Source organism: Shewanella marisflavi, assembly GCF_002215585.1.
GTDB lineage: Bacteria > Pseudomonadota > Gammaproteobacteria > Enterobacterales > Shewanellaceae > Shewanella > Shewanella marisflavi.
Genome location: NZ_CP022272.1, coordinates 1,451,089 through 1,464,205, shown reverse-complemented (window position 1 = coordinate 1,464,205; position 13,117 = coordinate 1,451,089). Strand labels below are relative to the sequence as shown.

General features: G+C 50.5%; 9 protein-coding genes and 1 riboswitch. Of the genes, 6 read left to right on the top strand and 3 right to left on the bottom strand.

The genetic code is table 11. From position 1 onward, the window contains the following. The first annotated feature begins 33 nt into the window (after positions 1-33). A complete protein-coding gene (locus CFF01_RS06445; RefSeq protein ID WP_033537610.1) occupies positions 34-735 on the top strand; it encodes a CoA transferase subunit A in 702 nt (233 codons plus the stop codon). Positions 736-747: 12 nt separating this feature from the next. Continuing rightward, positions 748-1,404, top strand: coding sequence for a 3-oxoacid CoA-transferase subunit B (locus tag CFF01_RS06440; RefSeq protein ID WP_033537609.1), 657 nt, complete (start codon positions 748-750; stop codon positions 1,402-1,404). A gap of 85 nt (positions 1,405-1,489) precedes the next feature. Here the strand turns inward: CFF01_RS06440 and CFF01_RS06435 are convergent, their stop codons facing one another. After that, positions 1,490-3,064 (bottom strand): methyl-accepting chemotaxis protein, encoded by a 1,575-nt coding sequence (locus CFF01_RS06435; protein ID WP_088904257.1) that lies wholly within the window; start codon positions 3,062-3,064, stop codon positions 1,490-1,492. 386 nt (positions 3,065-3,450) lie between these two features. Between CFF01_RS06435 and CFF01_RS06430 the strand changes: the two genes are divergently transcribed. Continuing rightward, complete coding sequence (locus tag CFF01_RS06430; protein WP_088904256.1) at positions 3,451-4,230, top strand: transporter substrate-binding domain-containing protein; 780 nt, start codon at positions 3,451-3,453, stop codon at positions 4,228-4,230. 68 nt (positions 4,231-4,298) lie between these two features. On the opposite strand, the gene CFF01_RS06425 is transcribed toward CFF01_RS06430, so the two are convergent. Then, the gene (locus CFF01_RS06425; protein WP_033537606.1) at positions 4,299-4,877 is read right to left on the bottom strand and encodes a thymidine kinase; all 579 of its coding nucleotides are present in this window, start codon (positions 4,875-4,877) and stop codon (positions 4,299-4,301) included. 275 nt (positions 4,878-5,152) lie between these two features. Between CFF01_RS06425 and CFF01_RS06420 the strand changes: the two genes are divergently transcribed. The 3 genes from CFF01_RS06420 (at position 5,153) to CFF01_RS06410 (ending at position 11,056) form a co-directional block, all read left to right on the top strand. Continuing rightward, on the top strand, positions 5,153-6,322 hold the full coding sequence (locus tag CFF01_RS06420; protein ID WP_088904255.1) for a tetratricopeptide repeat protein: 1,170 nt from the start codon (positions 5,153-5,155) through the stop codon (positions 6,320-6,322). A gap of 404 nt (positions 6,323-6,726) precedes the next feature. Beyond that, the gene (locus CFF01_RS06415; protein ID WP_088904254.1) at positions 6,727-8,727 is read left to right on the top strand and encodes a multiheme c-type cytochrome; all 2,001 of its coding nucleotides are present in this window, start codon (positions 6,727-6,729) and stop codon (positions 8,725-8,727) included. A gap of 184 nt (positions 8,728-8,911) precedes the next feature. Beyond that, positions 8,912-11,056 carry a M3 family metallopeptidase gene (locus CFF01_RS06410; protein WP_088904253.1) on the top strand — a complete coding sequence of 715 codons (2,145 nt, stop codon included), beginning with the start codon at positions 8,912-8,914 and terminating at the stop codon, positions 11,054-11,056. Positions 11,057-11,165: 109 nt separating this feature from the next. On the opposite strand, the gene CFF01_RS06405 is transcribed toward CFF01_RS06410, so the two are convergent. Then, complete coding sequence (locus CFF01_RS06405; RefSeq protein ID WP_088904252.1) at positions 11,166-12,731, bottom strand: Na+/H+ antiporter NhaC family protein; 1,566 nt, start codon at positions 12,729-12,731, stop codon at positions 11,166-11,168. A 78-nt stretch (positions 12,732-12,809) separates the two neighbouring features. Continuing rightward, a riboswitch (Lysine riboswitch) is annotated at positions 12,810-13,026 on the bottom strand. Between the last annotated feature and the right edge of the window lie 91 nt (positions 13,027-13,117).

The following is a 13,117-nucleotide window of genomic DNA, read 5'->3' as shown; positions in this document are numbered from 1 at the left end:
AGGCCCGGCTTACTCTCAAAGGAGATAATAATAATGGCAGGACTCAATAAGCTGGTCGGCAGCTATGAAGAAGCACTGGAAGGTCTGACAGACAACATGACAGTGATGGTGGGAGGTTTCGGCCTCTGTGGCATTCCTGAAGGCTTAATTGCCCAGATGGTTAAGAGTGGTGCCAAGGGCCTCACCGCCATCTCAAACAACGCCGGGGTCGATGATTTCGGCCTGGGGCTACTGCTTAAGAGCCGTCAGATCAGCACCATGATCGCCTCATACGTTGGCGAGAACGCCACCTTCGAGCAGCAGATGCTCTCGGGTGAACTTAACGTGATCCTCACCCCTCAGGGCACCCTGGCCGAGAAGATCCGCGCCGGTGGTGCCGGTATCCCCGCCTTCTTCACCGCGACCGGTTACGGCACGCCAGTGGCCGAAGGTAAGGAGACCCGTGAGATCGATGGTCGTCACTATGTGCTCGAACCTGCGCTGACCGCCGACTTCGCTCTGGTACGCGCTTGGAAGGCCGACACCATGGGTAACCTGGTATTTCGCAAGACAGCCGCTAACTTCAACCCTATGATGGCTACCGCTGGTAAAATCACTGTGGTCGAAGCCGAGCATATCGTCGAGCCGGGCGAGCTGGATCCCGACCATATCCATACCCCAGGCATCTATGTGGATCGCCTGATCCAAGGTACGTTTGAGAAGCGTATCGAGCAGCGTACAGTGAAGAGTAAATAGGGAGGCGACACCATGGCTTTATCGAGAGAACAACTGGCACAGCGTGTCAGCCAAGAGCTGCAAGACGGCTACTATGTCAACTTAGGCATAGGCATCCCAACTCTGGTCGCCAACTATATTCCCGAAGGCATGCAGGTGATGCTGCAGTCGGAAAACGGTTTGCTCGGCATGGGCGAGTTTCCTACCGAAGAGACCATAGACGCCGATCTCATCAACGCGGGCAAACAGACGGTTACTGCGGTACCTGGCGCCTCCTTCTTCTCCTCGGCCGAGAGTTTTGCCATGATCCGTGGTGGTCATGTGGATCTCACCGTGCTGGGGGCCTTCGAAGTGGATGTGGAAGGTTCTATCGCGTCCTGGATGATCCCTGGTAAGCTGATCAAAGGCATGGGCGGTGCCATGGATCTGGTAGCCGGTGCCGATAATATTATCGTCACCATGATGCACGCCGATAAGCACGGCAACTCTAAACTGCTGCCAAAATGTGAGCTGCCGCTGACCGGTTACGGCTGCATCAAGCGCGTGCTAACTGACCTTGCTTTCCTGGAGATCAAAGATGGTGCCTTCCACCTGCTGGAACGAGCCCCAGGGGTGAGTGTCGAGGAGATCGTCGCCAAGACGGCCGGCAAACTGATTGTGCCCGAGCACGTCCCAGAGATGCAGCTCTAATCACAATCGCTAAACCTAAAAAAGCCCAGAATTGTCTGGGCTTTTTGTTATCTAACCAATACTGCTAAGCATTCTTGCGACACGCCTAGGCATTGGCGCGATGCACCGCCTGACGCCAAAACTGACGTGCCAGTTGCCGAGACTCGACCGACTTAAGTGAGGTGCGCTCACCCAAGCGCCTATCGGCCTGGGATTGTTCGAAGCCTTCGCTGGCCAGCTCGCTGATCGCCTGCAGCGAATCACTGATATCTACCGCTGCCAATCCCTGCTCCTGCATGGCATCTGCACTCAGCTCAGCCATCTGATTGATCTTATCGATACGATTGACCAGTTCGGCAAACACCTCCTCGGCTTGCTTAACCAGCTGCACCGCCTGAGTCGCCTGACGCTGACCGGCGCTCAGGGTATGAGCCGCATTGGCTGTGCTCTGCTGAAACTTGGCGATGATGGCATCGATCTGACTGGTAGAATCTGCGGTGCGCGCCGATAGCTGGCGAACCTCATCGGCCACTACGGCAAAACCGCGGCCAGATTCACCAGCCCTTGCCGCCTCGATGGCCGCATTCAGCGCCAGCAGATTGGTCTGCTCGGCAATCTTAGTGATCACCTCAAGCACCTGGTTTATCGCTACGCTGTCATGCTCTATCTCGCTGACCACATTGGCAAAGTTACCCACCTCGCGATGTAGCTCATCTATGCTGGCCACCACGGCATCGAGCTGCTGATAGCCCTGCTGCACCGCCGCCTGGCTCGCCTCGACATCCACCGACACCTGTTTTATCTGCTGCCCCAGTTCATTAAAGCTGGCCGTTAACTCCTCAACGGCCGCTGCAGCCTGGGCGGTTTGTTGATTCTGGCCATCGGCGCGATCGGCCGCCTCGGTAATAGAACCAAGCAGCTCGTCGCTGTCTTTGGCGATGGCGCTCGAGGCGTCAGTCATGCGCCCCACCACACCGGCTATCTCTGCCGTCGTGAACTCCATAGCAAAGTGAATATTACCTATCTCATCCCGCCGCCCGGCATAGATATGTCTAGCCACAGGATCTGACACAATAGCGAGCGCATGGTCATTGAGTCTCCTTAGCGGCGCAAGCAGCCGGTGCATCCCAAACCATATCAAGGGCAAGCAGAGCAGCCCAAGCCAGGGAGAAACCATGGTGAGGACAATCCCGAGTAAGAGACAACTCAAGGCAAACAGGGTTAACTTGCCGCCAAAACTCAGGCGCGCATCAGTAATTTCAGTGCGACTCTCTGCCTTATTGAGGCTCTGATAGATATCGCTGGCGCGCTCTACCTGCTCGCGGCTTGCCCGGCGCCGTACCGATTGATACTCCTTCACCTGACCATTTTCTAATACAGGTGCTACATAGGCGTTGACCCAGTAGAAAGAGCCATCTTTACAGCGGTTTTTCACCACACCGAGCCAGGCTTGCTTCTTGGCCAGGCTTTGCCACAACATGGCGAAGGCGTCCTTGGGCATATCGGGATGACGTACTATATTATGGGGCTGAGTCAGCAGCTCCTCCTCAGAGAAGCCACAGATACGACAAAAATCCTCATTGGCATAACCTATATTGCCTTTGAGATCTGTCGTGGAGAGCAAGATGTCATCGTCGGTCAGCGGGACTTCATTGTCTATCACGGGTTGATTATTTCGCATTGCATTTTAATAAGTTATCCAAGAAGTGCCTGAATTTTGACGCCTGACGACGAATTGACAATTGATCTAACGCAATATTTCTGTATCAACACTGGTTACAAGTGTTGATTTTTTGAGCCAGGTCTCATAGGGGATATAATTTAAGACACACTAAACAAGGCTGCGATAATAAAGATTATTTTTACCTATCAAATTGAATTTACGACAATAAAACACATTGTAACAGCTTTTGTTTGCTATTTAGGCCTTATCCACAATATTATTATGGCCATTAGCGAAGACGCGCCTGCCAGGGTGGCCCTTAGCACGTTCGCTCCAAGACGACAAAACCAACTAAACTAAACCCCTATGAGTGAAAAGATGAAACTAGCAGGCCACCTCAACTAATGCCCCACATTGCTACCTACAAACAGCTGCTTCTTGGCAGCCTAATCCTCTGTTTGAGTCTTGCGACTCAGGCGCAGCAAACGCCACCGACACGATGTGGCGTAGCCACCGGATTCCCCCCTTATCAGTTTTCCATAAACGGTGAAACGACAGGGTTCGATGCCGATGTGGCCAGATTGATTTTTAAGCGTCTCAGCCTGCCATTTCAGTTTAGGCAGCAAGCCTGGGATCTGGTATTTAATGAGCTTAGGTTTGGTGATATCGAGGTGATTGCAGGCATGGAGGTCAACGCCCTTAGAGCCAAGTTCTTTGAGTTCACCCAGCCTTACTACCATAGATATGATGTGATATTCATTCTCGAAGACAACCAACAGATCACTAAGCTTGAGGATCTTCACAACGAATTTGTCAGCGGCGATCGCCACTCCTACATCGAGACACACTGGAAGGAGTTGGGCACCCTGTACGATTTTCGCATTATCGGCACTCAAAGTAAGGAGAAGTCGATGCAGATGCTAAAGGAAGGTCGAATCCAGGCCGCTATTATGCCTAAGGCGGTAGGCTTCTATCTGGCGCGGCAGATGGGAATCAAGGTGAAGATACTCGACAATCCCGATCCCGGTTCGCCAGTGGCCTTCGCGGTTAAGCGAGGTAATCAAGCCCTACTCACGCAAATCGACACTGCACTGGGGATCTTGATTGCTGAAGGCGAGATACAGCGTCTCTATGAAAAATGGTTCCCCGAACAAGAAGTCAACTTTGGTCATAAGCAACACTAGCGGCTCTTGCCATTGGTAAACAAGCCTGCACTAAAAAGCCACCCTGAGGTGGCTTTTTGTTTTAACACTTAATCCCAAAGGAATTCGCGAAAATGTTTACGGCACACGGACTCGTAACTCTCGTTTCCGCCGATAGCGACCTGCTCGCCCTCTCTCATCGGCTTGCCTTCGCCATCCAGTCTCACCACCATATTGGCCTTGCGACCACAGTGGCAGATGGTCTTAAGTTCCACCAGCTTATCGGCCCAAGCCAGCAGGTACTGACTGCCACTGAACAACTCCCCCTGAAAATCAGTCTTCAGGCCATAACAAAGCACAGGAATATCCAGCACATCCACCACATAGGTTAGTTGCCGTACTTGCTCCTTACTCAAAAACTGCGACTCATCGATTAAGATACAGTGCAAGGTCTGCTCTCTGACGGCCGCTTTCACCATCTCCACCAGATTATCGTCGCTGGCAAACACCTGAGCTTCGGTCTCGATACCGATACGCGAGGCGACCTTACCCACACCATAACGATCATCGATAGACGCCGTCATGACCAAGGTATTCATGCCACGCTCACGATAGTTATAGGAAGATTGCAACAGAGAAGTAGATTTACCCGCATTCATCGCCGAGTAGTAAAAGTAAAGCTGTGCCAAATCGAATATTCCCCTGATTATTGTTATAGAGCGATTCTATCACCATCTAATATCAATTAGCAGCGCCAAACACGCTGGCAATGGGCGATGTTGCACAATCTCACACATTTCTCCCCTGACTAGGCAAATGGGCGAAGCATAGGCATGCGTTCATTTCGGCCAAAAAATGGCGATAGACACCTGTAGGATGGTTATTTATTATCCAGTAGAAGTGCATTGGCAACTTGCGAATCATCAGAAAAGGTCGTCACGTCCCAACAAATACAAGGAAAGTTATGATTTTTTCACCCTTTAGGCTCCACTTCATTAGCTTACTGGCCCTACTCTCGCTCAGCGCCTGTGTCTCTCAGCCAAAGCAAGAGGCAAAAATAGACAAGTTTGATCTCATCAAGCAACTCGATACGAGTCTATTAGGCCAAAAACCAGAGATAGAAAGTATAGATAAGATACTGTTTATCAATGAAAAAGAAAAATCACGTTTTCTTCGCTATTACGACGCCCATCAGGATATAGCGGGTCATTACCGCATCTATGATTATCTCGAGGGACGTTTAGGCTCGTTTAACTACTATGGCCAAACCTACAATGCCAATGACACCTTAATCCAAAATGCGGGTAACTGTATGTCTTTGGCTGTACTGACCAAGGCCTACGCTAACTTGGTGGGCATTGAACTCAAGTATATTGAGGAAACCTCCTCGCCAGTGTTTTTCCAATCGACCGAACTGCAGCTGATCTCCAATCATGTCAAAACCAAGCTCATGGATCCCAACTTCGAACCCAAAGCCGGTAGCCTCTATTTCTACGAGCCAGGCTTAGTGGTCGACTATTTCCCGAGTCGTAACAGCCGAGCTAAGGGGAATATTAGCGAAAATGAGTTTATGGCCATGTACTATCAAAACCAAGCGGCCGATGCGCTAGAGCAAAAAACGTATACCAGAGCCGCCTGGATCGCCATCGAAGGGTTAACACTGGCACCTAAAAGGGTCGAACTCATCAATCTGCTTGCGGTGATCTTTCGCCATTTAAACGCACCTCAACAAGCGGAATCTCTCTACTTATATGGCTTAGCTATCGATAATGACGATCTGAATTTATTGATTAACTATAAAGTGTTAATGGTAACTCAGGGACGTACCCTAGAAGCGCGTGCATTACAGCAGCGCATAGACAAAGCCGATGATCCCAGTCCGTTTCGCTGGATCATGCTTGCTAACGAGCACTACCAAAACGCCGATTATCCAGGCGCACTACGCTACTACACCAAGGCCATTGAGCTTGCCCCTTATATGCCACAAGCCTATGCTGGCAAGGCTAAAGCCCTATACCTTATGGGTAAACCGCTAGCGGCTCGCCACGCTATTACCCAGGCTTTAGATAAAACCCATGAGGTCGAGTTACAGCTGCGCTACCAAGCAAAGCTGGCCCAGCTGTCACAAGATTAAATTGTGCTAATCCCACCTGCAGAGTAATCGGTACAGTCCCTAACCAGTGCGGTTTGCCTGCATCAACAACTTCGTTTATCTCATCGATGGTTAAAACAAACCCAACCTTAAAATAACCTTAAAACAACCTTAACAAATATTAATTAGTGTTTGATTTTAAATAAATTTAACAAAAATGAGATCTACCCCCAAAGAGATATAAATTCCTGTGACCCGGGCAAAGAAAATAACACGAGATTAACAATATATTCATATTCGAACCCATATGTTTGCATGTTGGTTCAAACAATAAAAATAACCTGGGTCCAATCACGCTGATACAAACTGTTGACTGCTAATGACCCCCTGCAAAAATTTAGCAGGAACGCGGCTAACTCGGCGCTTTGGATCAATGGAGAAAAATGATGAAACTTATAACATCTAAAAAACTCGCTTATCTGGTCGCCGCTGTGCTGGCCGGTTCGTTAGCGGGATGCAGTGGTGACGATGGGAAAGATGGTAAAGACGGAGTTGATGGTCAACCTGGTACTCCAGGAGAATCTTGGACTCCACCGGTAGCAACAACATCGTTAGAAACAAATGTTAAGGTAATTAACTATACACTTGGTGAAGGTACTATTAGTTACGAGTTTGAGGTCACTAATGAAAATGGTGAGCTTGTTAACGGCCTAACAAAAGCCGAAGGTAAAGTTGCGGCTCTGACCGACAAAGGCTTTATCAATAACCGCACCGAAAGCCCAATCAACGAAGTCGAAGACAATGTTCATATCGGCGGTTACGGTGGGGTAAACATGGAGTCTTCCAGAACACCCGACACCGAAGGAGCAACGCTTACTCAAATAAGCGATGGTCACTATGAATTCGTTCTACCTTTGAAAGGCGTTAATGCGGGAACCGAAGGGATTGTTTGGCTGCGTGTCGGTGGCCATAGCGAATCAGGCATTGCTGGATCTGGTGAATATGTGGTTAACAAGCCAGAAGGTGCCTTCTCGACCACGACTGAGGCCTGTTTCTCTTGTCACGTCGACTACTCCACCAGCCCTAATCGCCACTCAAGTTATGTGGCCCAAGGCATGGACGGTGAAGTCACCTTCGTCGAAGGTTGCATGGTCTGTCACGGCTCGGTAAGCCGCAATGCGGTTAACGAGCAAGGCTTCTCCGTCGGCGGTTACGCCAGCAATACCCTCTCAAAGATAGGTCATATCAACCACCAAGCGTTTGAGACCGGCTTTAGTGCTATGAACTGTAGCTCTTGCCACGCCGAGCCAACAGTTAATGTCAACATCGCGGGCCCAGGCTGTACCGACTGTCACGACACTGGAGGCATTCCGGGAGATATCGTTCCAGGTAACGGCTCAGATCTGCGTAAGCTACATGAAGCTAAGGCTAAACTTGATAAGAAACAGGTCATTAAAGAATCATACAAGGTGAAAGGCACACCACTAGCACTTAACGATGCTGGCCTCTGGTGTACCACTATGTCGCTCTACCAAGTGGAAGGTGAAACTGAGACCTTAGTAGATCTGCATGCCCTGTATGAAGAGCAAAATGTGGCCTACAACCCAGAGAAGCCGATCATCTACGCTGGCTCTTACCCGCATGCCGTATACAATGACTCAATCGTAGCGCGCTTAACCCGCTCTTACGACTACAGTTATGAAGCCGATGGCAGTAAAACCATGTGCTTTACAGGTGTGGACTTAAGCGGTGTGCCTGATGCAGGCTTAATGGCATCACTTCGAGTCAGCTTCACCACTGAAGACTATCAGGGTGATGAAACCGACGTGGTCACCATCCATGGCTACACAGATGTTGTTAATCCTGTTACAGCAGAGGTGAGCAGCTACGAGCGTCGTCATAACGTCGGCAGTGAGTCTTGTACGACTTGTCACAACAGCGAAGCCAACTTCCACAAGAATGGTAACTTTGCCGAAGGTGGCCTGGGCTGTGTAGCTTGTCATAACAATGGTCAAGATCGCCGTGCCGGCTACTCCTCTCCAGGCTTCGGCCCTATGGTGCACAGCATGCACTGGGGTGTAGGCAGCAAGAGCTTGGATGAAGACGGTAAGGAAGTGTCTAACTCTGCAAGCGTGATCGCACCGCAAACAGGCTGTGTGGCTTGTCATGACAGCGGTGTGGTTGATCTGAATGCTGTACCAAATCAGTTCATCAAGGCACGTGCCTATGGCGTAAGCAACAAGATGGCCAGCCCAATCACGGCCAACTGTTATGCTTGCCATAACGATGAAAGCGCCCTGAACCATATGATGCAAAACGGCGGTACTACCACTGAAGATGTACCGGCTACCGAGTGGTACAAGCTCAGCACCACAGAGTCATGTGCGACTTGTCACGCCGAAGGTAGTAGCTTTGGTATCGAAAAGTACCATAACTTTACCCGCTAATATTTATGGTAATAACTAGGTAATGACTTAGTATCCCAAGTAACACCCAAAGGAGCCCTTCGCCAGGCTCCTTTTTTATTGTCTTACCTCTCATTTTCAGCCTGAGTTAATTTACAATGGCTACATTAAAGCCAAACTCTCTCCACATAAAAATAACAAGCGCAATCTAAGGAAGTTCAAATAGATGAAACTCAATCTTATCGCATTTGCCGTTGCCGGCGCCTTATCGACCACCCTTTTACTTAGTGGTTGCCAATCGACTCAGACACAAGATGCCCAAGCAGCAGCCGTAATGGCAGAAAACCCACTCTTGGTGGCCAGCACGCTACAGTATCAGGCACCCAACTTTAGCCAGATCAAGGATGAACATTTCCAAAGCGCGCTAGAGCAAGGCATCAAAGAGCACTACCAACAGGTTCTCGCGATCGCCAATAACCAGGATGATCCGACGTTTGCTAACACCATAGTGGCAATGGAAACCAGCGGCGAGTTACTCACCCGCGCCTCTCAGGTGTTCTACAACCTAACGAGTTCTAATAGCAACCCAGCCCTGCGCAAGATCCAAGGCGAAATGGCGCCAAAAATGGCGGCACACTCTGACAACATCCACCTCAATGGCAAGCTGTTCTCTCGAATCGACAGTCTATACCAGCAGAGGGATAGCCTGGGACTGACTAACGAAGAGGTTCGCCTCATCGAGGTCTACCACCAGCGTTTCGTCATGGCTGGCGCCAAGCTGACCGAAGAGCAAAAAGCACAGATCCGCGTATTAAACGAAGAGCAATCTAAACTCACCAACGAGTTTAGCCAGCGCCTGTTGAGACTCACCAAAGAGATCGCCGTTGTAGTCGACAATGTCGATGAGCTAAAAGGATTGTCAGACAGTGATATTCGCGCCGCCAAGGCCGATGCCAAGGCTGCAGGCCATGAAGGCAAGTACCTGCTCAACATCACCAACACCACACGTCAGCCTGTACTGGCCAAACTGGAAAATCGCGAACTGCGTCAAAAGGTATGGCAAGCTTCTGCCACCCGTGGCATGAGTGGTGAAAACGAAACGGCTTCATTGGTTTCTCGTCTGGCACAACTGCGCGCAGAACGAGCTAAGCTACTGGGCTACGACAGCTGGGCCGACTACCGTCTAACGCCGCAGATGGCAAAGACGCCTGAAGCCGTTTATCAGATGTTTGGTTCTATGGTGCCAGCGGTTGTGGCTAACACCCAAAAAGAAGCCGATGATATTCAGGCGATGATCAACAAAACCGGTGGTGACTTCACCCTAGCGCCATGGGACTGGGCTTTTTATGCCGAGAAAGTGCGTAAAGAGAAGTTCGACCTAGACGCCGCCGCCATCAAGCCTTACTTCGAATTTGAGCGCGTACTTAAAGATGGCGTCTTCTTTACCCTAGAGCGTCTCTATGGCGTCACGCTCAAGCCACGTCCAGATCTGCCTGTCTACCATGAAGATGTGAAGGCCTACGAGATGTTTGACGCCGACGGCAGCTCGATGGCGATCTTCTACGCCGACTACTTTGCCCGTGAAGGCAAGCGTGGCGGCGCCTGGATGAGCTCTTTCGTCACTCAATCTAAACTGCTGAACCAAAAGCCAGTGGTCGTCAACGTGATGAACATCAAGAAGGCCCCTGAGGGTGAGCCCACCTTCGTCAGCTACGATGAAGTCACCACCATGTTCCATGAGATGGGTCACGGTACCCATGGCATGTTCTCTAAGGTGACCTACCCTAGCCTGGCAGGTACCGCTGTATCTCGTGACTTTGTTGAGTTCCCGTCGACCTTCGAAGAGGACTGGGCTGCGCACCCTGAAGTACTAGCCAACTATGCTAAGCATTATCAAACCGGTGAAGTGATCCCTGAAGCACTGCTGCAGAAGCTGCTCAAATCACGTAGCTTCAACCAGGGCTTCGATACCTTGGAATATATGGCCGCGGCGCTGGTTGACCTTGAGTGGCACTCACTGAGCGCCGATACACCGCTACAGGATGTGGCTGAGTTCGAAGCTAAGGCGCTGGAAAAGCACGGCATTAATATCGCAGCCGTACCACCACGCTATAAGTCGACCTACTTTGCCCACGCCTTCCCAGGCGGCTATTCGGCCAGTTACTACGCTTATATGTGGAGTGAGATCCTGGCGGCAGACGCCTTTGCCTATGTGCAAACACAGGGTGGTCTAAACCGCGAGATCGGTATGAAGTATCGCAAGACAATACGTGAAGTGGGTAACAGCGTCCCGCCGATGGAAGCCTACAAGGCCTTCCGCGGTCAGGAGCCAACCACTGATGCCTTGCTTAAACGCCGTGGTCTGAACTAAGGACTCCTCCTTAAACCAGGGAACGCCCATAAAAAATGCCGCTCAATGAGCGGCATTTTTATCTCTCAGGTTTTAATCAATGCGAGTGATTACGCCTGCTCAAGCTTGCTTAGGCCGGGCGATTAGCCTTGTGACGCAGCACCAATACGCTTACCACAAATAACGCGCTACAGGCCGCTAATCCGGCGCCTACAGATTCGGTAAAACCCAACACCGTATAACCCACCAAACTGATCCCCGCCACAATAAGCGCATAAGGCAGCTGAGTCAGCACATGGTCGATATGGTGACAGTTCGCCCCGGTAGAAGACAAAATAGTGGTATCAGAGATAGGCGAGCAGTGATCGCCAAACACGGCGCCTGCCAGCACAGAGGCAAGCATAGGCAACATCATGTTGCTGTGGGTGCCCATAGCCATATCGGCAGCAATAGGCAGCATGATACCAAAGGTGCCCCAGCTGGTACCGGTAGAGAAAGCGGTTAATCCAGCCAGTACAAACAACACGGCAGGTAGCAAGGCAAAAGGAATGTTCCCCGATGCCAGACTGGCCATATATTTACCCGTCTCCATTTGGCCTATCACGCCGGCAATGGTCCAGGCAAACAGTAGAATATAAATGGCAGGCAGCATAGAGCGCGCGCCGGCAATAATGCCTTTCAGAATAAGAGATTTCTCAAGACCTTGACTGATCACTAGCACTAAGGTGGCCACCAAACCTATCACGGCACCAAAGAAGAGTGATGACGCCACATCTGTCTTCTCGAAGGCACCAATTACGCTAAAGGGCAGGCTCTCTGCCGCTAAGGCATCGGCGCCGCTGCTGATCATGAAGTAGATGGTGGCAAATACCAGTACCGTAATAGGTAAAAATAAGCCTAAGATCTTGCCCGAATCCGCCTCAGGCAGGTCGCTGTTAGCCCCAGGAGGTAAGCCCTTAGACTCATCATACAGATTGCCTTTTTGGGCGTTCAGTTCATGCTGGCGCATCGGGCCCACATCCAGCCCCATAAAGGCAACACACAGGAGTAACAGTAGCGCGAAGATGGCGTAGAAGTTCATTGGTATCATCTGCACAAACACACTCAGATGACCGCTGTCGGTAAAACCATGGGCAGTTAAGATGCCGCCGATCAGCGCAATAATATAAGCGCCCCAGCTCGACACTGGCGAAATCACGCAGATAGGCGCGGCGGTCGAATCCAGCAGGTAAGCCAGCTTACTGCGAGAGATATAATATCTGTCGGTGAGTGGACGGGCGACACTACCAACCACCAGGCTGTTGAAATAGTCATCGATAAACACCACGCAACCCAGGAACATGGTCAGTAGCTTGGCATCACGCTTGTTACGAATATGCTGACGCGCCCAATCGGCAAAGGCCTTTGCCGCCCCGCTCACAGTGATCAGCGCGGTGATCATCCCGAGGAGAATCAAAAAGCCCAGCAGGTAGACGTTCCAGTTATTCAGGGCACCATCATCCCACACCAGGCCCACCACCTGTTGGCCCAGATACTGACCCATATCCAGCAGCGAAAAATCGGCAATTAAGAGTGCCCCTAAGAGGATCCCTAAGCCTAAGGACAGCAATACACGGCGAGTGAAGATCGCCAGCAGAATCGCTACCAAGGGTGGCAGCAAAGAAAGTGCCGAATCGGCATAACTCAAAGTTGTCATTGTTAAATATTGTCTTCGTTAAAATACGAATGGAGGGCAACTGAACTGGTGGGATATAGCAATAGATATTACACCTGTCCTATCAGTAGCGCTCCATAGTGATACCCATTATCGGTATAATTTCCTCTTATCAGTCCGGATAAGAAGCACTATGGCAGTGCTGCCTCTATTCGATGACAGCCCCAGCGGCGAGCCTTGATCAACTCCACCACTTCGGCACCAAATCCTTTCATATTCGCTTAACGGCATCACCCTAACGAATACTACTGATATTTAATGCACCTCTACGTCTCAGGACGCCTGCCAATGTCACTATCGGCAAACGTGAGGCACATAAAAACACAAGCGGCTTTAAGGATGCTACCTCAAAGCCGCTCCACGTGATC

What these genes read in the sequence shown, in the direction of transcription:
- CFF01_RS06445 (WP_033537610.1), top strand. Translation starts at nt 34, where the DNA reads ATGGCAGGACTCAATAAGCTGGTCGGCAGCTATGAAGAAGCACTGGAA.
- CFF01_RS06410 (WP_088904253.1), top strand. Translation starts at nt 8,912, where the DNA reads ATGAAACTCAATCTTATCGCATTTGCCGTTGCCGGCGCCTTATCGACC.
- CFF01_RS06415 (WP_088904254.1), top strand. Translation starts at nt 6,727, where the DNA reads ATGAAACTTATAACATCTAAAAAACTCGCTTATCTGGTCGCCGCTGTG.
- CFF01_RS06420 (WP_088904255.1), top strand. Translation starts at nt 5,153, where the DNA reads ATGATTTTTTCACCCTTTAGGCTCCACTTCATTAGCTTACTGGCCCTA.
- CFF01_RS06435 (WP_088904257.1), bottom strand. Translation starts at nt 3,064, where the DNA reads ATGCGAAATAATCAACCCGTGATAGACAATGAAGTCCCGCTGACCGAC.
- CFF01_RS06440 (WP_033537609.1), top strand. Translation starts at nt 748, where the DNA reads ATGGCTTTATCGAGAGAACAACTGGCACAGCGTGTCAGCCAAGAGCTG.
- CFF01_RS06430 (WP_088904256.1), top strand. Translation starts at nt 3,451, where the DNA reads ATGCCCCACATTGCTACCTACAAACAGCTGCTTCTTGGCAGCCTAATC.
- CFF01_RS06405 (WP_088904252.1), bottom strand. Translation starts at nt 12,731, where the DNA reads ATGACAACTTTGAGTTATGCCGATTCGGCACTTTCTTTGCTGCCACCC.